The organism is Streptomyces sp. NPDC001744, from assembly GCF_042892575.1.
In the GTDB taxonomy this organism is placed as follows: Bacteria; Actinomycetota; Actinomycetes; order Streptomycetales; family Streptomycetaceae; genus Streptomyces.
Map to the genome: position 1 here is coordinate 75,082 of NZ_JBIAUG010000007.1, position 18,533 is coordinate 93,614.

General features: G+C 71.2%; 17 protein-coding genes. 5 read left to right on the forward strand and 12 right to left on the reverse strand.

Annotated elements, in window-relative coordinates:
- Positions 1–3: 3 nt before the first annotated feature.
- The 11 genes from ACFYZY_RS10940 to ACFYZY_RS10990 are packed head-to-tail and all read right to left on the reverse strand — an operon-like array spanning position 4 to position 10,837.
- Positions 4–834 carry a hypothetical protein gene (locus tag ACFYZY_RS10940; RefSeq protein WP_388692114.1) on the reverse strand — a complete coding sequence of 277 codons (831 nt, stop codon included), beginning with the start codon at positions 832–834 and terminating at the stop codon, positions 4–6.
- Positions 831–1,346, reverse strand: a complete 516-nt coding sequence (locus tag ACFYZY_RS10945; protein WP_388692117.1) for a hypothetical protein — start codon at positions 1,344–1,346, stop codon at positions 831–833. The genes ACFYZY_RS10940 and ACFYZY_RS10945 overlap by 4 nt, the downstream gene beginning before the upstream one ends.
- Positions 1,343–2,626 carry an MCE family protein gene (locus ACFYZY_RS10950; RefSeq protein ID WP_388692119.1) on the reverse strand — a complete coding sequence of 428 codons (1,284 nt, stop codon included), beginning with the start codon at positions 2,624–2,626 and terminating at the stop codon, positions 1,343–1,345. The genes ACFYZY_RS10945 and ACFYZY_RS10950 overlap by 4 nt, the downstream gene beginning before the upstream one ends.
- Positions 2,623–3,876: an MCE family protein gene (locus tag ACFYZY_RS10955; RefSeq protein ID WP_388692122.1), complete on the reverse strand. Its 1,254-nt coding sequence runs from the start codon at positions 3,874–3,876 to the stop codon at positions 2,623–2,625. Before ACFYZY_RS10955 ends, ACFYZY_RS10950 begins: the two co-directional genes overlap by 4 nt.
- Positions 3,873–4,901 carry an MCE family protein gene (locus ACFYZY_RS10960; protein ID WP_388692125.1) on the reverse strand — a complete coding sequence of 343 codons (1,029 nt, stop codon included), beginning with the start codon at positions 4,899–4,901 and terminating at the stop codon, positions 3,873–3,875. The genes ACFYZY_RS10955 and ACFYZY_RS10960 overlap by 4 nt, the downstream gene beginning before the upstream one ends.
- Positions 4,901–5,947 carry an MCE family protein gene (locus ACFYZY_RS10965; RefSeq protein ID WP_388692128.1) on the reverse strand — a complete coding sequence of 349 codons (1,047 nt, stop codon included), beginning with the start codon at positions 5,945–5,947 and terminating at the stop codon, positions 4,901–4,903. The genes ACFYZY_RS10960 and ACFYZY_RS10965 overlap by 1 nt, the downstream gene beginning before the upstream one ends.
- A complete protein-coding gene (locus ACFYZY_RS10970; RefSeq protein WP_388692131.1) occupies positions 5,944–6,999 on the reverse strand; it encodes an MCE family protein in 1,056 nt (351 codons plus the stop codon). The genes ACFYZY_RS10965 and ACFYZY_RS10970 overlap by 4 nt, the downstream gene beginning before the upstream one ends.
- Complete coding sequence (locus ACFYZY_RS10975) at positions 6,996–8,252, reverse strand: MCE family protein (protein WP_388692134.1); 1,257 nt, start codon at positions 8,250–8,252, stop codon at positions 6,996–6,998. The genes ACFYZY_RS10970 and ACFYZY_RS10975 overlap by 4 nt, the downstream gene beginning before the upstream one ends.
- 1 nt (position 8,253) lies before the next feature.
- Entirely contained in the window at positions 8,254–9,060 is an 807-nt protein-coding gene (locus tag ACFYZY_RS10980; RefSeq protein WP_388692137.1) for an MlaE family ABC transporter permease, read from the reverse strand.
- Between the two features lie 5 nt (positions 9,061–9,065).
- Entirely contained in the window at positions 9,066–9,830 is a 765-nt protein-coding gene (locus tag ACFYZY_RS10985; RefSeq protein WP_388692140.1) for an MlaE family ABC transporter permease, read from the reverse strand.
- Positions 9,827–10,837, reverse strand: a complete 1,011-nt coding sequence (locus ACFYZY_RS10990; RefSeq protein WP_388692143.1) for an ABC transporter ATP-binding protein — start codon at positions 10,835–10,837, stop codon at positions 9,827–9,829. The genes ACFYZY_RS10985 and ACFYZY_RS10990 overlap by 4 nt, the downstream gene beginning before the upstream one ends.
- A 727-nt stretch (positions 10,838–11,564) precedes the next feature.
- Between ACFYZY_RS10990 and ACFYZY_RS10995 the strand changes: the two genes are divergently transcribed.
- The 5 genes from ACFYZY_RS10995 to ACFYZY_RS11015 all read left to right on the forward strand — a co-directional run bounded on the left by ACFYZY_RS10995 (position 11,565) and on the right by ACFYZY_RS11015 (position 17,133).
- Complete coding sequence (locus ACFYZY_RS10995; protein WP_388692146.1) at positions 11,565–12,197, forward strand: hypothetical protein; 633 nt, start codon at positions 11,565–11,567, stop codon at positions 12,195–12,197.
- Positions 12,198–12,368: 171 nt separating this feature from the next.
- The gene (locus ACFYZY_RS11000) at positions 12,369–12,995 is read left to right on the forward strand and encodes a hypothetical protein (protein WP_388692149.1); all 627 of its coding nucleotides are present in this window, start codon (positions 12,369–12,371) and stop codon (positions 12,993–12,995) included.
- A 155-nt stretch (positions 12,996–13,150) separates the two neighbouring features.
- A complete protein-coding gene (locus ACFYZY_RS11005) occupies positions 13,151–14,719 on the forward strand; it encodes a DUF6801 domain-containing protein (protein ID WP_388692151.1) in 1,569 nt (522 codons plus the stop codon).
- A 43-nt stretch (positions 14,720–14,762) separates the two neighbouring features.
- A complete protein-coding gene (locus ACFYZY_RS11010; RefSeq protein ID WP_388692153.1) occupies positions 14,763–15,707 on the forward strand; it encodes a hypothetical protein in 945 nt (314 codons plus the stop codon).
- Between the two features lie 214 nt (positions 15,708–15,921).
- A complete protein-coding gene (locus tag ACFYZY_RS11015) occupies positions 15,922–17,133 on the forward strand; it encodes a helix-turn-helix domain-containing protein (protein WP_388692155.1) in 1,212 nt (403 codons plus the stop codon).
- Between the two features lie 132 nt (positions 17,134–17,265).
- Here ACFYZY_RS11015 and ACFYZY_RS11020 read toward each other — a convergent pair whose 3' ends face one another.
- Positions 17,266–18,480, reverse strand: coding sequence for an acyl-CoA dehydrogenase family protein (locus ACFYZY_RS11020; RefSeq protein WP_388692158.1), 1,215 nt, complete (start codon positions 18,478–18,480; stop codon positions 17,266–17,268).
- Positions 18,481–18,533: the final 53 nt, after the last annotated feature.

The following is an 18,533-nucleotide window of genomic DNA, read 5'->3' on the forward strand; positions in this document are numbered from 1 at the left end:
TCGTCAGCGGGCCTTGATGTCGGCGATCAGCCACCGGTCTCCCCGGAACTTCGCGGTGACGGTGAGCTGGGCCGCGGCGGTCGTGGCGGGGGCCTTGTCCCGCCGTGAGGTCTGGTCGAGGAAGACGAGGAGGCGCGCGTCGTCCCCGTCGAGCTCGATCACTCCGACGCGGACGGCCTGGGTGGTGAGGGTGACGCGCTGCTTGACCAGGTTCGCGCGGACCTGGGCGAACAGGTCGCCGTACTGGCGGGCGGCGCGTCCGGTCAGCACGGTCCGGGCGGAGCGCTCGGCCGCGTCGGCGCTGGAGGGGGCGTAGGAGAAGATCCGGGCGAGGCCCTCGCCGACGTCGCCGCCGACGCGGGTGGTGGCGGCGACGTCGGTGAGCGCGTGGTTGCGCGCGGACGGGGTGGAGCGGAGCTGGTGGGCGCCGTAGAAGAACGCGCTTCCGCCGAGGAGCAGGGCGACGACGGCCGCGGGCAGGGCGATCCTCCGCCACGGGGAGGTGGAGCGGCATCCGCCCTCGTCCTCCGGCGGCTCCTCTTCCGCCTCTTCCGTCTCCTCGGCCTTCTCGGCCTTCTCGGGCTTCTCGGGCTTCTCGGGCTTCTTCGTCTCCGGCGCCTTCTTCGTCTCCAACGCCTTCTCGGGCTTCTCGGCCTTCCCCTCGGTGTTTTCCGTCCGGTCCCCGGGCCGCTCGTCCGGGTCGGTGACGGCTTCGGCCCCGGGCGCCGCCCCGGCCGTGTCCGGGACCGGCTCCGTCCGACGCACCGTCTCCGCCGTCTCCGCCTTCTCCTCGGTTCCGGTTCCCCGGGCCGCCCCGCGCAGCAGTCGTGTCACTCGTCCTCGCTCCCCTCGGCTCCGGCGACGGGCACCGCGCTCAGCGCGGCGACCTTCCAGGTGTCCTCGCCGGTGCGCGTCAGGACGGCCTCCAGACGCTTGCGGTCGGTGGTCGGGGCGCCGCCTCCCCGGGGGGTGACGTCGACGCGGACGGTCGCGACGAGCTTCGCCGTGCCGGCCCTCGCGTCCAGGGCGGTCAGGGCCGCTTCGGTGACCGTGGCGCGCGCCGAGGCTCCCACCGCGGGCTCGGTGCGCCCCAGCTCGGTGTGGAGCGGCCCGGTGGACGCGTCGCGCCAGGCCCGGACGCCCGCTTCGGCGTGCTCGCGGGTCGAGGCGTCGAGCGTGTTCAGTACGGTGACGCGGTCCCGGCCCTCGGCGAGCGCGGTGTCCCGCTCCCGGCCGAAGGCGAGGCCGTCGTCGGCGCGGGCCTGCGCGTAGGTCCACGCGCCGGTCCCGCAGAACCCCAGGGCGACGACGAGGACTCCGGCGCCGAGCGCCCTCGCCCGCTTCACCGCGTGCTCCCGGTGCCGAGGCCGAGCAGTCCGGCCATGTCGGTCGCTCCGGCGTTCTGGCCGGGCAGGGCGAGCGCGCCGGGCAGCGACTGCCGCTCGTCCGCCGTGCCGGCCGGGCCCCCCGCGCTGCCCGAGGGCAGGGAGCCGGCCCGGGCCGGGACGGGCACGCCCCCGCCCTTCGGGGCGTGGGCCGAGCCGCGCACGTTGACCCCGGAGGAGGCGGGGGCCGTGCAGGAGGCGCCGGTGTTGAGGGCGGGCGCCGTCCCCAGGTCGAGCCCGTTGCGGTAGCGCGTGCCACCGTACCCGCTGGTGCAGGGCAGCGGCTTGAAGAAGGTGACGGCCATCCCGAAGTTGACCTTTCCTCCGTCGACGGCGGTGGCTCCGGCCGAGACGGCCGCCGGGAGCTTCACGAGCAGTTCCTCGATGCCGCGCTGCCGGGTGACGGCGACCTCCGAGGTGGTCAGGAGGTTGGCGAGGACGACGCCGAGGCTCGGGTCGAGGTCGCGCAGGAGCCCGCTGACCTGGCCCGCCGCGTCGGGCGTGACGGTCAGGAGGCGGCGCAGGTCGGCGTCGGAGCCCTTGAGGGTGGCGGCGAGGTCGCGCGCGCCGGTGGCGAAGCCGCGGATGGCGCGGCTCTCGTCGGCCTGGGTGCGCAGGACGACCTCGCCGTCCTGGATGAGCCGGGTGGTGGACGGCAGCGCCCGGTCGGCGGCCTGGACGAACCTGCTGCCGTTGTCGAGGAGGACCTGGAGGTCGTCCCCGTGCCCCTCGAACGTCTTGCCGAACTCGTCGACGACCGTGCGCAGGGACTCCAGCGGTACGGAGTTGGTGAGGTCGTTCATGCTGGCGAGCACGTCGGTGACCGGTGCGGGCACCTGCGTGTCGGTCTGTTCGATGCGGGCGCCGTCGGCGAGGAAGGGACCGCCGTCGCTCTCGGGGCGCAGGTCGATGTACTGCTCGCCGACGGCGGAGAGCCCGGCGACCACGGCCCGCGCGTCGGCGGGTATCCGGGGGGCGGACTTCTTGATGCGCAGCTCGGCCACGACCCCGTCGGCGGTGAGGTCGATGTTGCCGACGCGCCCCACGGAGACGCCCCGGTAGGTGACGTCGGAGTGGGTGAACAGTCCTCCGGTGCGGGCGAGGTGGACCTTGACGACGTAGTGGTCGGTGACGCCCGCGTAGCGGCCGAGGTCCGCGTAGCGGATGCCCAGGAAGCCGAGCACGAGGACGGCGATGACCAGGAACGCGAGGTTCTTCAGCAGTACGGTACGGGTGATCACCGGTTCCCGCCTCCGTTCGTCGGTGTGGTGACCGGCAGCGGCAGGGCCGTTCCCGTGCCCGGGGCGGTGCCGTTCCCCCCCTGCTTCCGGAGGCCGGCCGTACCCGGGTCCGGGGTCGGGGGCTGGGGCGGGATGGTCGGGGTCTCGTCCCTGGGGACCAGCGGCGGGATCACCTTCGTGCCGGAGGCGGAGGCGAGGTGCAGATAGGCGTTGAGGTAGTCGCCCTTGATGCCCCGCATCACCTCGTCGGTGAAGGGGTACGTCAGCATCACCTGGAGCGATTCGGGCAGGTCGGCACCGGCGTCCGCGAGGGCCGTCAGGGTCGGCGCGAGGGCCTTGAGGTCGGCGACCATGTCCTTCTTGCTCGCGTCGACGGTGGTGACGGCGACGCCGGACAGCGTGTCCAGGGCGCGCAGCATGGTCAGCAGGGAGCCCCGCTGGTTCTCCAGCGTCTTCAGGCCGGGCGAGAGGCCGGTGAGGACCGTGCCGACGTCGTCCTTGCGGCCGGCCAGGGTGGCGGAGAGCCGGTTGACCCCGTCGAGGGCGCGGGTGATGTCGCCGCGGTGGGCGTCCAGGTTCGTCACCAGCGTGTCCACCCGCCTCAGCATCGAGCGGACTTCGGGCTCGCGTCCGCCGAGTGCCGTGTTCAGCTCCTTGGTGATGGTCTTGAGCTGGTTGACCCCGCCGCCGTTGAGCAGCAGGGACAGGGCGCCGAAGACCTCCTCGACCTCCGTGTTGCGGCTGGTGCGCGCCAGCGGGATGACGCTGCCGTCGGTGAGCCGTCCGCCGCCGTCCGCGCGGGCGGCGGCCTGCTGGACGCCGCCCCGGCCCTTGCCGTTCCCCTGCGGGGCGACGAGCTGGATGTACTTCTCGCCCAGGAGGCTGGACTGTTCGAGGCGGGCGCCGGCGTCGGCGGGCAGCTCGACGTCACCGTTGATCTTGAGGGTGACGCGGGCGGTCCAGGTGCCGGGCACCAGCTCGATGGCGGTGACCCGGCCGACGGCGACGTCGTTGACCTTGACCGCGGACTGCGGCACGAGGCTCAGGACGTCGTCGAGTTCGGCGGTGACCGTGTACGGGTGGGAGCCGAGGTCGGCGCCGCCGGGCAGCGGCAGGTCCTGGATGCCGTCGAACCGGACCGGGACGGCGGGGACCCCGCCGAGGACGACGGCCAGGCCCAGGCCGACCGCGATCACGCCGACGGCTCCGGCTCCGGCCGCCTTCCGGGAGGGGAGGGTGCCGCGCTTCATCGCTTCTCCTCTCCGGTGCTCGCCGAGGAGGCGCCGGCCACGGGCAGCGGGAGCAGCGGTCCGCCCATGCTGATCTCGTTGAGGTTGGCGCGACCGTCGAGGGTGCGGGTCTTCGGGTTGTACGCGTTGACGACGTTCCCGGCGGCGAGCGGGGCGGTGTCGAGCGCCTCGGCGAGGGAGGCGCGCTGGTCGACGAGGGTCTGGGTGAGGGGCACGAGCCGGTCGACGTTCTTCTTCAGCTCGCCGCGGTTGTCCTTGATGAACGTCTTGACCTGGGCGAGGGCCTTGCCGAGTTCCCTGAGGGCGCCGGCGAGGTCGTTCTTGTTCTCGGCGAAGTAGCCGACGACCTCGTCCAGGCGCTCCTGCGCGGTGCGGACGTCGCCGTCCTTCTTCTTGAGCATGGTGGTGAAGGTCTGGAGCTGGCCGAGGGTGGTGAACAGGTCGTCGCTGCTGCCGTCGAGGGTCTTGGCGGCCTTGCCGAACTGTTCGATGGAGGTGCCGATGGCCGCGCCGTTGCCCTTGAGGTTCTTCGCGCCGGTGTTCAGCAGCTCGGACAGGGCCCCCTCGGAGTTGGCGCCGTTCGGGCCGAGCGCGTCGCCCAGTTCGGTGATCGAGGCGTAGAGCTGGTCGATCTCGACGGGGACGCGGTTGCGGTCGGCGGGCAGTTCGGCTCCGTCGGTGAGGGCGGGGCCGGAGCTGTAGGCGGGGGTGAGCTGTACGTAGCGGTCGGCGACGATGCTCGGGGCGACGACGAGGGCCCGCGCGTCGGCGGGGACGCGTACGCCCTCGTCGAGGCGGAGTTCGACGCGCACCCGGGTGCCCTCCGGCTCCACGGACTCCACCTCGCCGACCCGCACGCCGAGGACGCGCAGGTCGGATCCGGCGTAGATGCCGACCGCCCGGTCGAACCAGGCGGTGACGCGGGTCCCGGCGGGGTCGAGGACGTGCTGCGCGACGGCGACTCCGCCGGCGGCGAGCACCACGAGGGCGAGTCCGGCCGCGAGGGGCGCTCTGGGTCTGGTCATCATTCACCGCTCCCCTTGGCCGTCGCCGTCTGTTTCGGCGGCAGGCATCCGGTCTTGGGCTGCGAGGTCTCGGGCAGGTAGGCGCGCGGCACCACGCCGCACAGATAGCTGTCGAACCAGCGGCCGCTGCCGAGGGTGTTGCCGACGAGCCGGTAGTACGGGCCGACGAGCGCGAGCGTCTTGTCGAGCTGGCCGCTGTTCTTCTCCAGGACGCCGGTGACGCGGCTGAGGGCCTTGAGGGTGGGTCCGAGCTGCCGGTCGTTGTCGCTGACGAGACCGCTGAGTTCGGTGCCGAGTTCCCTGCTGCCCTTGAGCAGGGCGCGGATGGCGTCGCGGCGCTTCTGGAGCTCTCCGAGCAGGGAGCCGCCGTCCTCGATGAGCGTCTCGAAGCTGGACTTCTTGTTCTCCAGGGTCTTGGTGAACTTCTTGCTGTTCTCCAGGAGCCTGGCGAGTTCGGCGTCGCGCTTGGAGACGGTCCTCGACAGTTCGGACAGGCCGTCGGCGGCGCTGCGCACGTGCGGCGGCGAGTTCTTGAACGTGTCGGAGATGGTCTCGAAGCTCTTCGCCAGCTTCTTGGTGTCGATGGCGTCGACGGTTCCGCTGAGGTCCTGGAACGCCTGGGTGACGTCGTACGGAGAGGTGGTGCGGGTCTGCGGGATGCGGGTGCCGGGGTCCTGCGGGGCGGCGCCCAGCGGGTCGAGCGCCAGGTACTTCTCGCCCAGGAGGGTCTTGATGGCGATGGCGGCGGTCGACCGGTCGCCGACCCAGGCGTCGCCGACCTCGAACGTGACCTTGACCTTGGGGCCGTCGAGGGCGACCCCGGTGACCTTGCCGACCTTGACGCCGGCGATGCGCACCTCGTCGCCGGAGTCGAGTCCGGCGGCCTCGGTGAAGTCGGCGCTGTAGGAGGTGCCGCCGCCCACCAGGGGAAGCCGTTCCACGTTGTACGCCAGGGCTCCCAGCAGGGCGAGGAGGACCAGGCCGACGAGGGCGACGCCGACGGGGCTGCGTTCCTTGACGGGCTTGAGCAGGGGGCGGGGGCTCATCCGCGGCACCTCGCTTCGGTCACGGCGATGCCGGTCGGCGGCTTGGAGCCGTCGGAGGTTCCCACGCCGCTCACGCGCGCCTCGCAGAGGTAGAGGTTGAACCACGATCCGTACGAGGTCAGCCGGGCCAGCGCCGTCATCTTCGCGGGGGTGTTGGCGAGGAACTGTTCGAGGCGGGGAGCGTGGTCGCCGAGGGTTCCGGAGAGCCGGCCCAGCTCGGCGATGTCCTTCTTGAGGGGGGCGCGGCTCTCCTGGAAGAGCCCGGCGGTCGTGGTGCTGAGGTCGCCGATGGCCTTGACCGCCTCGCCGAGGGGCTTGCGGTCGGCGTTGAAGCCGGTGACGAGCTTCTGGAGGGTGACGACGAGGTCGTTGAAGCCGGCCTCGCGGTCGTTGAGGGTGCCCAGGACGGTGTTGAGGTGGGTGACGACCTCACCGATGACCTTGTCCTTGGCGGCGACGGTCCGGGTGAGGGAGCCGATGTGGCGCAGCAGGCTGTCGACGGTTCCGCTCTCGCCCTGGAGGACCTGGACGAGCGATCCGGCGAGGTCGTTGACGTCGTTGGGCGAAAGGCCCTCGAACAGCGGCTTGAACCCGTTGAACAGCAGCGTCAGGTCGAGCGCGGGCGTGGTGCGCTCCAGCGGGATGGTGTCCCCGGCCCGGAGGGTGCCCTCCAGGTCCCCGCTGCCCCGGTCGAGGGAGACGTACCGCTGTCCGACCATGTTGAGGTACTTCACGGCGGCGGTGGCCGACCGGGGCAGGGTGCGGTCCTCGCTGACCGTGAAGGTGACCTGGGCGGTGCGCCGCTGGACGACGCGCACGTCGGTCACCTCGCCCACCTTCACCCCGGCGATGCGCACGGAGTCGCCCTCGGCGAGTCCGGTGACGTCGGTGAAGAGGGCCCGGTACGAGCGGGTGTCGGAGCCGACGCCGGTGTTGGCGATGCTGAAGCCGAGCACGGTGGTGGCGAGGGCCGTGACGAGGACGAAGGCGAGGGACTTCAGGATGGTCCCGGTCAGGCCCCGGCGGCGGGTGTGGGCGGGTGGCGTCGTCATCGGAGGGTCACCTCCGCGCCGCGGAACGCGGGACCGGCCAGCAGGCTGCTCCAGTCCGGCAGGTCGCCGGGGCTCTTCTTCGCCGCGGGGGCGAGGAGTTCGTTGACGAGGTCGTTCTCCTGCGGGGAGTTGGCGGGGCCGAGGTCCTGCGCGGCCGCGGCGGACGCCCGCGCGGCGGGCGCGGCCGGGACGCCGAGGTAGGGCACGGGGTAGCAGCGCGGGCCGCCGCCGGAGCCGTAGGAGGGGGCGTCGCGGCCGGGGACGTAGGCGCCGCGCGAGGGCACGGTGGTGACGTCCACGTGGATGCCGGGCTGGTTGGTGCCCTTGCCGAGCGCCTTGTCCATGGCGGGCACGAACTGGGCGAGGGTGCGCAGGGTGCAGGGGAAGGACGGGGAGTACTCCGCGATCCGTTCCAGGGTGGGCCTGCTGGTGGCGCTGAGCCGGATGATGTTGTCCTTGTTCTGCCGCAGGAAGGTCGTCAGGTCCTCGGCCGTCCGGGTGGTGGCGCCGAGGGTGCCGGCCAAGGCGGTCTCCTTCTCGGCGAGGGTGCCGCTGGTGGTGGTGAAGTCGGTGAGCGCGGTGACGATGTCCGGGGCGGCGTCCGCGTAGAGGTGGCTGACCTTCACGAGTTCTTTCAGATCACGGGTGAGGGCGGGCAGCTGGGGGTTGAACTCGCGCAGGTGGGCGTCGAGTTGGACGAGGGTTTCGCCGAGCTTGTCGCCGCGTCCCTCCAGGGCCCTGGAGACGGCGGACAGGGTCGCCGACAGTTTCTGCGGCTGGACGGCGGTGAGCATGGGCAGGACGTTGTCGAGGACCTGCTGGAGTTCGACGGCGTTGCTGGAGCGGTCCTCCGGGATGACGGAGCCGGGGCGCAGGGGACGCGCCGAGGAGCCGCCGGGCGGTACGAGGGCGACGAACCGTTCGCCGAACAGCGTCGTCGGCAGCATCTGGGCGCGCACGTCGGAGGGGACGTGGTCCAGGGTGCCGGGACGCATGGCGAGGGTGAGCCGGGCGCCTCCGCCGCCGGTGGCGTCGATGGCGCGGACCTCGCCGACGACGACGCCGCGCAGCTTCACCTCGGCGCCGAGGTGCATCTCGTTGCCGACGCTGCCGGTCTCGACGACGACCGGGTCGGAGTCGGTGAACTTCTTGTCGTAGACGGCGACCGCCAGCCAGGCGAGCAGGGCGGGCACCAGCAGGAAGACGACGCCGGCGAACCGGCGGCGCAGGATTTCTCCTCGTGGATCGTTCATCTCACCCCGCCACCTTCACGGTCGTGGTCGCGCCCCAGAGGGCCAGCGACAGGAAGAAGTCGGTGACGCTGATCAGCACGATGGCGTTGCGCACCGAGCGGCCGACGGCGATGCCGACGCCGGCGGGGCCGCCGGAGGCGCGGAAGCCGTAGTAGCAGTGGGCGATGATCACCATCACGCTGAAGATCAGCACTTTGAGCACCGACAGGAGGACGTCCGTCGGTGACAGGAAGAGGTTGAAGTAGTGGTCGTAGGTCCCCTGGGACTGGCCGTTGAAGAGGACCGTGACGTAGCGGGAGGCCAGGTAGGAGGAGAGCAGGCCGATCGCGTACAGGGGGATGATGGCGACGACGCCCGCGATGATGCGGGTGGTGACCAGGTACGGCATGGAGCGGATGCCCATGCCCTCCAGGGCGTCCACTTCCTCGTTGATGCGCATGGCGCCGAGCTGGGCGGTGAAGCCCGCGCCGACGGTCGCGGAGAGGGCGAGCCCTGCGACGAGCGGGGCGATCTCGCGGGTGTTGAAGTAGGCGGAGACGAAGCCGGTGAAGGCCGCGGTGCCGATCTGTTCGAGGGCCGCGTAGCCCTGGAGGCCGACGACGGTGCCGGTGGCCAGCGTCATCGCGATCATAACGCCGATGGTGCCGCCGATGACGCCGAGGCCGCCGGAGCCGAAGGCGACCTCGGCGAGCAGGCGCTGGACCTCTTTGAGGTAGCGGCGCAGGGTCCGGGGTATCCAGAGCAGGGCTCTGACGTAGAACAGGAGCTGGTCACCGGACCGGTCGAGCCAGACGAACGGGGAGGCCATCGGTCTCAGCCTCCCTTCGGCGGGACGATCTGGAGGTAGATGCCCGTCAGCACCATGTTCACGAAGAACAGCAGCAGGAAGGTGATGACGACGGACTGGTTGACGGCGTCGCCGACCCCCTTGGGACCGCCCCGGGGGTTGAGCCCCCGGTAGGCGGCGACGATGCCCGCGATGAACCCGAAGATCAGGGCCTTCAGCTCGCTGATGTAGAGGTCGGGGAGCTGGGCGAGGGCGGAGAAGCTGGCGAGGTAGGCGCCCGGGGTGCCGTCCTGGAGGACGATGTTGAAGAAGTAGCCGCCCAGGGTGCCGACGACGGAGACCATGCCGTTGAGGAGCACGGCGACCGCCATGGTGGCGAGGACGCGGGGGACGACCAGGCGCTGCACGGGCGAGACGCCCATGACCTCCATCGCGTCGAGCTCCTCCCGGATCTTGCGGGAGCCGAGGTCGGCGCAGATGGCGGAGCCGCCGGCGCCGGCGATCAGGAGGGCGACGATGAGCGGGCTGGCCTGCTGGATGACGGCCAGGACGCTGGCGCCGCCGGTGAACGACTGGGCGCCCAACTGCTGGGTGAGCGAGCCGACCTGAAGGGCGATCACGGCGCCGAACGGGATGGAGACGAGCGCGGCGGGCAGGATGGTGACGCTCGCGACGAACCAGAACTGCTCGACGAACTCCCGGAACTGGAAGGGCCGCCGGAAGACGGCCCGGCTCACCTCGGCGGTGAGGGCGAAGAGACGGCCGGTCTGCCGCAGCGCGCCGGCGATCACGAGCCGCTCCCGGGGGCGGGCATGGACAGCGTGGGCGCCGCGGCGTCCTTCGTGTACGTCTCGTGGATGGCGGCGCGGGCGGCGGGCGGCAGCTGGTCGAGCATGCCGAGGACGCGCTCCCGGCGCCGGGCGACCGCGGCACGCGGCGGCAGGCCGGGGGACGGCTCCAGCTGCGGCACGATGACGCGGGGTTCGGCCACCCGGCCGGCGGAGGCGTCCGCCTCGGCGGCCAGGGTGGCGGCGTCCTTCTCCTCGGACATGCCGATGGGACCTTCGCGGCGGCCCGCGAGGAACTGGGTGACGACCGGTTCCTCGCTGGTGAGGAGGACCTCGCGCGGGCCGAAGGTGACGAGGTTGCGCCGGAAGAACATCCCCATGTTGTCGGGGACGGTGGCGGCGATGTCCAGGTTGTGGGTGACGATCAGCATCGTCGCGTCGATCCGGGCGTTGAGGTCGATCAGGAGCTGGGAGAGGTAGGCGGTGCGGACGGGGTCGAGACCGGAGTCCGGTTCGTCGCACAGCACGATCTGCGGGTCGAGCACGAGCGCGCGGGCGAGGCCGGCGCGCTTGCGCATGCCACCGCTGATCTCGCCCGGCAGTTTGCCCTCCGCGCCCAGCAGGCCGACGAGGTCGATCCGCTCCATCACGATGCGCCGGATCTCCGACTCCCGCTTGCGGGTGTGCTCGCGCAGCGGGAAGGCGATGTTGTCGAACAGGGTCATGGAGCCGAAGAGGGCTCCGTCCTGGAACATGAGGCCGAAGAGTTTCCGGGTCTCGTAGATGTCGCGTTCCGGGCTGCTGACCATGTCGACCCCGTTGATGAGGACACGGCCGCGCTGCGGCTTCAGCAGCCCGATGAGCGACTTGAGGAAGACCGTCTTACCGGTACCGGAAGGGCCGAGCATCACGCTCACCTCTCCGGCCGGCAATGTCAGTGTCACGTCCTGCCAGATGTTCTGCTTGCCGAAGGACATGGTCAGACCCTCAACGACAACTTCGATTCCCATTTCACCTCCAGCAAGCGCGCGCCGGGCGTGTGCCGCGGGCGCACGGTAAGTCGGTGCGGATCACCTGGACAATAGGCGGGCACCAGAAACCTTGATCCGCTTCCGCTTTTATCACCGCGGAGACAAGATCGGGAACGGTTTTTGTCTCCGCCGGGACAGGGCGGGCACCGCGCCTCGGGGGGACCTGCCAACAGGGCCCCGTCGGCCGGGTCCCATCCGGCCGGCAGGCCGGGCGGAACACCATCCGCCGCAGGAGCGGCCCGTGAAAACGCGCCGACCTGCGACCGAGCGCCACCCGGGGAACGCTACGGCCGAGTAACCTCATCGGGCAATACCAAGTTCCGAGTTTTCGCAAGACGGCACAGCACATCGGAATACTTGTCAGCGGATAAACAATTCCACCGCGCGACTTGTCACCGGGGGAGCAAAAAATCCCTCCGCCCGGCCACGTGGCCACATATGCGAACGCCGCGCCGGCACCTCCCGGACGATCGATCAGAATTGTCGACATTGCGCACGCCGGAACCAAGAGGCTTCCCGCTACCGCTCACCGGCCTGACAGGCAATACGACGTCTTCAAAGAATCTTGTACTGCGGCATTGTTCAGCCAAGTTTCCCGCAAGTAACGTCAGGTTTCGCAGCCCGGGTCACCGGGGTGCCGGCCGCTCGTTCGTCCCCCATGGCGGCCACCCTCTGCCGGTCAATCCCCAAGGAGAGTCCCAGAGCCATGAAGTCGATCAGAAACCTCGCCGTCGTCGCCGGAGCAGCCTCGGCCGCGTTCGCCCTCGCGGTCTCGCCGGCCTCGGCCGTCGCCTCGACCGTCTGGACCGTCACCCCGTCGCCGGCCAACATCACCGCGGTGAACAGCGGAAACATCGTGCTGAGCGTCAACGGCCTCGCCATGACGTGTACGCAGTCCACCGCCGCGGCCACGCTGCAGAGCGCCACGGGCAACCCGGCGACCGTCGGCACCATCAACTCCATCGCCTTCGGCGCCGCCGGTGCGCCCTGCACCAGCCTCCTGGGCAACGTGACCACCGTCGCGACCACCCCCTGGACCATCGTGGCGCAGGACTACACCGCCTCGACCGGCGTCACCAAGGGCTACGTCGGCAACGTCGACGCCAAGGTGACCGTCGGCGCCTGCAACTTCCGCGTCACGGGCAAGGCGTCCGGCACGTACACCAACTCGACGGGCAAGCTGGCCATCGCCAGCACGGCCGGCGAGCTCACCGTCGTCTCGGCGACCAACTGCGGCACCGCCATCCCGGTCGGTGCCAAGCCCACCTTCAAGGGTGACTACCTGGCCAAGGTGAGCGGCACCAGCACCATCCCGAAGATCGTCGGCAGCAACCCGTAAGAAATCGGGCAACCCGCGTCCGTCCGGCCGGTGATCCCGGCCGGACGGACGCGGCTCTGTCCGCCTCCCCGCCCGGCGACGGCCGGGCGGGGAGGCGGGCGAACCGTTCCGAGCGCGTCGGACGGCACGACCGTTCCGGCATCCGACCACGACCCGGAGGAACCCAGCACCGTGAAGAAGCCGACCGGAAAGCTGGCCGTCACCGCCGGGGCGACCGTGTCCGCGTTCGTCCTCGCGGTGTCGCCGGCCTCGGCCGTCGCCTCGACGACCTGGACCGTCACGCCCTCGCCCGTCGCCTTCTCCTCGGCGAGCGGCACGAACCTCACCCTCGGCCTCAACGGCTTCTCCGTGGTCTGCGGTCAGCCGGGCATCTCGGGCACCCTGGAGAGCGCCACCGGGAACCCGGCGGCCATCGGCAACGTCACCGCCCTCGTCTTCGGCACGTCCTGCGCCAGTCCCCTGGGCAACGCGACCGTCGCCCCCGCCCTGCCCTGGAGCATCGTCGCCCTGGACCACACCGCCACCACCGGTGTCACCAAGGGCCACTTCGGCAACGTCGATCTCAAGACGACCGTCGGTGCCTGCTCCTTCCGCACGACGGGCAAGGCGTCCCTCACCTACACCAACTCGACCGGCAGGCTGGCCGCCAACAGCGTCGCCGGCGAGCTGACCGTCGTCTCGGCGGTCAACTGCGGTGCCGTCGTCCCGGTCGGCTCCAAGCCGACCCTGAAGTTCGAACACTCCATCAGGAAGACGGGGACCACCACCGTCCCGACGATCGTCGGCACCAACCCGTAGGAACGCGTCCTCCCGCGTCCACGAGCCGACCGCACCCTTCGCCGGCGTTTCCCGCCGGCACACGAACGACCCGAGCGGAGCAGCAGATGAGAGGCCCCGGGCCCACCCCCCGACCGTCCCGTTCCCGCGCGCGCGGTGCGACGATCGCCGCGTTCGTGGCGCTCGCCCCCCTGCTTCCGGCGGCGGCCGTCGCCGTGGGGACGCTGAAGGTCGACGCCGCGTTGCCCTACGTCTGCACCCTGCCCTCCGGGCAGCAGTCCGCGACGGTGCGGATCGCCGCGGCCTTCCCCGACCGGGTGGTCGCGGGCGAGGACATCCGGTTCACCGACGTCACCACGACGGTGGAACTCCCCGCGGCGGCGGTGGCCGACCTCACCGCGCTCAAGGCCGCCACCGTACGGCCGGAGACGCGCCTCACGGTCGGCGTGGCCCAGGACGGGCAGCGCGCGGAAGCCACGTGGAGCGGTACGGCACAGCCGTTCGGCACTCCCGCCGAAGGGCCCCTCACGCTCACCACGACCGGTGACGTCCCGATCCTGACGACGGGCAGCGCCGGCGACCTGGTCCTCACCGCCGGCAACCTGGACATCGACCTCGCCCTGAGCACGGCCGAGGGTGCGCCCACCACCCCCGGGGCCCTCTCCGTCGCCTGCGTCCCGGAACAGGAGGAGAAGGACCGCCGGGCGCTCGCCACGGTACCGGTCCGCCCCGCCGCCACCGGGGAGCCGGGCACGGCTCCGGCGCCTTCGGCCGACCCGTCCTCGGCCACCCCCACGGGCTCCCTTCCCACCCCCTCGGCGCAACCGTCGCTTCCGGCGGAGCGGGAGACCCCGGAAGGGGCGGACGCGGCCTCGGACACCCCCACGGCCGGACTCCCGACGGGCATAGACCCGGACACACCCCACATGAACCCGAAACCCCGTCCCCCGGAGTACCGGCCGCCGGCGCCGACCTGCCTGCACGAGAAGCCGGACAGCATGTCGCTGTCGGCGTACATCGCCGGTTACGCCAACGCGCGGAAACTGAACGGCGCCGCCCTCATCCCGCCGGTCTGCGTCCTGGTCCAGCAGGGGAACACCTCGGTCGATTTCCTGGAGGACGGCCTCCACTTCACCCAGAAGTCACGCGCCTCCCTCTCCTACGACGGGCTCACCCGGACCCCGCCCTTCAAGGCCACGCTCCTCGGCTTCGACTTCGCGCCGATCACGGCGACCATGTCCCTGGAGCAGAAGGGTCCGATGACCGTCGCATCGGACATGCGGCTGGGCGGCACCGAAGGCCTCAGCTCCGGAAAGACCTACGCCCGCGTCCCCCTCGTCCTGCACGTCCTCGATGTCGAGGTCAACGGCACCAAGCTGGACGTCGGCCCCTCCTGCCGCACCGTGACACCGCTCTCCTCCCCCGAACCCGACCCCACCCGTTACCCCGGGAACCACCTGGTGCTCGTGGGCCGGAGCCTCCAGGACCCCGCCATCGGCCTGTTCGGCTACAGCCTCACCACCGGCGGCCCCCTCGTCGGAGAAGTGACCATCCCCGCCTTCAAGAGCTGCGGCGCCAACGGCGAGAACCTCGACCGGCTCCTCACGGCCTCGATCTCCGGCCCCGGGAACTACATCAAGCAGATCCAGGGCCAGACCTGCGGCATCCTCACCGCCCCCCCCTCTCTGGACCGGCAATGCACCTCGGACCTCCAGCCGTACGTGGTCCCCAGGCCCGAGCGCTGACCCACCCGTCGAGTTCCCCCTTTTCCCCAGGAAGGCTTCCACCGTGCCCCTCGTCTCCGCCCGTACGAAACTGGCCACCGTCTCCGCCCTCACCGCCCTCGGCGCCTTCGCCTCCACGGGCATGGCGACCGCGGCCGCCCCCCAGCTGAACGGCGGCTGGGCGCCGTCCACCCGCTGTCCCGTGGACGCGCCGGCGATGCTCGCCACCGACGGTCTCGACCAGGCGCCGCAGTGCGTCGCCTCCTTCTCCCTCAGCGGTTCCATCAAGCTGGGCAACACCACCGTGACCACCGGGAAGACCGACCTCCAGATCGGCACCATCCAGAACTCCGACGGCACCAGCTCGGTCGTCGCCCCGGCCTCCGGCGCGATCATCGCCGACTCCGCCACCGTCCCCGGGGGCCTGCTCGGCCTGATGTGCCCGAGCGACATCCCGTTCATCACCAGCATCTGCAAGCAGCTCTCCGACGGCAGCCTCAACAAGATCACCGCGACCCTGGAGTCGGTCGGCACCCCCTCGGACTTCGACCAGATCGCCGGCGTCCTCACCGACCAGCCGATCGTGACCATCCCGGTCCGCATCCGCCTGCAGAACCCGTTCCTCGGCAACAACTGCTACATCGGGACGAAGGAGAAGCCGATCCTGCTGCGTCCGCGCAACCGCACGGCGCCCGAGTTCGGCTTCGAGCGGTTCAACGGCGACGGCTCGGCGAACGAGGAGGGCGACATGAGCCGCCTCAACCTCCTCGGCGCCACCCAGTACGACAACACCTTCGCCGTCCCCGGCGCCAGCGGCTGCGGCCTCGGGCTGCTCGGCCTGATCGACGGCGCGGTCAACCTCAAGACGGGGCTGCCCTCCGCCGCCGGAAAGAACAGCCTCGTCCTGAACAACACCCAGACGTACCTGACCGGTCTCTACGCGCCGGGCCTCGTCGCCCCCGACGCCGGAAAGACGCTGTCCCAGAACTGGCACTCCGCCGTCAAATAACGGCCACTCAGGGGCGATTCCCGGCCTACTCGGCGACATACGGTCTCCCCGCACGGCAACTCCTGCGCAAGTTGTGTACAGCGCACAGCAGTTGATCTAGCTTCAACAGGCCCTGTCGGTACGCACTGACGGCCGTGGCGGCGCCCCGCACGACAGCGGGGCGCCGCGCCGCCGTTCCCCCACCGGTCGCGCAGAAGAACAAAGGGATCGGTCCATGCCCCCCATCGCACAGTCACCGCACATCGGTGAACCGCTCGACCCGCTCCCCCGGGAGTTCGCCGCCCTGATGAGGCCGGAGATCCCCGGACTCATCAAGGAGATCGGGGTGGAGGTCCAGCGGACCTACCCGGTGTACGCCCACCTCTTCAGCGGGCCCCACTCGGACGCGATCCGCCAGGGAGTGGAGCAGGCCCTGACGGCCTTCGTGGAACGGGTCGCCGACCCGGGGGTGAACGCCCCCTTCCGGGACGAACTGCTGCGCAAGTTCGGCCGGGTGGAGGCGTACGAGGGGCGCGACCTCGACACCCTGCAGGGCGCCTACCGCCTCGGCGCGCGCATCGCGCTGCGCCGGGCCAAGAGCATCGGGCGCACGTACAACCTCTCCCCCACCCTCATCCTGGCCTTCGCGGACGCCCTCTTCGCCTACGTCGAGGAGCTGGCGGCCCTCTCCCGCGAGGGGTACGCGATGGTCCAGTCCCGCGCGCTGTCCGACGTGGCGGCGCTGCGGAGGAAACTGCTCCACCTCGTCGTCGCCGGCCCGCCGCTGCCCCGCGCGGCCATCACCGAACTGTGCCAGGAGGCGTCCTGGCAGCTCCCGGCCGAGTGCACCATGGTCGCCCTGCGCCCGCCGGTCGCCGAACCGGCCCAGACGGGTCTCGACCGGGACGTCCTCGCCGACCTGACCCTCCCCGAGCCGCACCTGCTCGTCCCCGGCCCGCTCACCGCCGAACGCCTCGCGATGCTCGGTTCCGCCCTGGCCGGCACCCCCGCCGTCATCGGTCTGACCGTGCCGCCGGGAGAGGCCGGACACTCCATCCGCTGGGCGCGGCGCGTCCTGCGTCTCATCGACGACGGCATCGTGGCGGACGCCCCCCTGGTCCACTGCGAGGACCACCTGACGACGCTGTGGTTACTCTCCGACCCGGCCCTCGTGGCCCAGCTCGCCAAGCGCGAACTGGCCCCGCTCGACGGGCTGTCCGGCACCCGCCGGGAGCGGCTGGTCGAGACCCTGCGCGTCCACGTCTCCACCCGGGCCCCCGCCGAGCAGGTGGGCGAGATGCTGGGCGTGCACGCCCAGACGGTCCGGTACCGGCTGCGGAACCTGGACAGCCACTTCGGCGACCGCCTGCTGGACCCCGACCGCCGCTTCGCCCTCGAAGCGGCCCTGCGCTCCCTGCACCTGTACGACAGGAAGCGCGCGGACTGAGCCGTGTCCGTGTCCCCGGCCGGGGGGTGGGCCGACCGAAGTCCGGGGTCCTCCCCGGCCCCCGCGGAAAGCGTTTTCGAAGAAGCCCCGCACCCCCGGACGGGGTGCGGGGCGGGAGGGGCCGGGCGGGCCCTACTTGCCGATCGTCCTGCTGATGACCAGGCGCTGGATCTCGCTGGTGCCCTCGAAGATCGTGTAGATGGCGGCGTCCCTGTGCATGCGCTCCACCGGGTACTCGCGGGTGTAGCCGTTGCCGCCGAGGATCTGGATGGCCTGGGCCGTGACCTTCTTGGCGACCTCGCTGGCGTACAGCTTGGACATGGAACCCTCGGCGGAGGTGAAGGGCTTGCCGGCGGTCGCCATCCAGGAGGCGCGCCAGACGAGGAGGCGGGCCGCGTCGATCTGGGTGGCCATGTCGGCGAGCTGGAAGGCGACGCCCTGGTTCTCGATGACCGGGCGGCCGAACTGGACGCGGGTCTTCGCGTAGTCGAGGGCCACCTCGTACGCGGCGCGGGCGGTGCCGACGGCCATGGCGCCGACGGCGGGGCGGGACGCCTCGAAGGTGGCCATGGCGGCGTTCTTCACGCGCTCGCCGCCCGCCTTCGCCTTCTCCCGGGCGCGGGCGAGGCGCTCGTCCAGCTTCTCCTTGCCGCCGAGGAGGCAGTGGCCGGGGATCCGGACGTCCTCCAGGACGACCTCGGCGGTGTGGGAGGCGCGGATGCCGTGCTTGCGGAACTTCTGCCCCTGCGAGAGGCCGGGGGTGTTCGGCGGCACGATGAAGGAGGCGTGGCCCTTGGAACCGAGTTCCGGGTCGACGACGGCGACGACGACGTGGACGTTGGCGATGCCGCCGTTGGTCGCCCAGGTCTTGGTGCCGTTGAGGACCCACTCGTCCTTGGCCTCGTCGTACACGGCCCGGGTGCGCATGGAGGCGACGTCCGAGCCGGCGTCGGGCTCGGAGGAGCAGAAGGCGGCGACCTTGACGTCGTTCGCGTCGCCGTACATCTGCGGGACCCAGGTGCCGATCTGCTCCTCGGTGCCGTTGGCGAGGACGCCGACGGCGGCGAGGCCGGTGCCGACGATGGCGAGGGCGATGCCCGCGTCGCCCCAGAAGAGCTCCTCCATCGTCAGCGGGACACCGAGGCCGGTCGGGTCGAAGAACTGCTGGGCGTAGAAGTCGAGGGAGTAGATCCCGAGCTTGGCCGCCTCCTGGATGATCGGCCAGGGGGTCTCCTCACGCTCGTCCCACTCGGCGGCCGCGGGACGCATCACATCGGCGGCGAAACCGTGGAGCCAGTCGCGCACCTGCTCCTGGTCCTCGTTGAGTTCGAACGTGAACTCGCCCATTTTCCCTCCCAGCAGTATGTTACTTGCGGTAACAACAGTCTGTTACCGGTGGG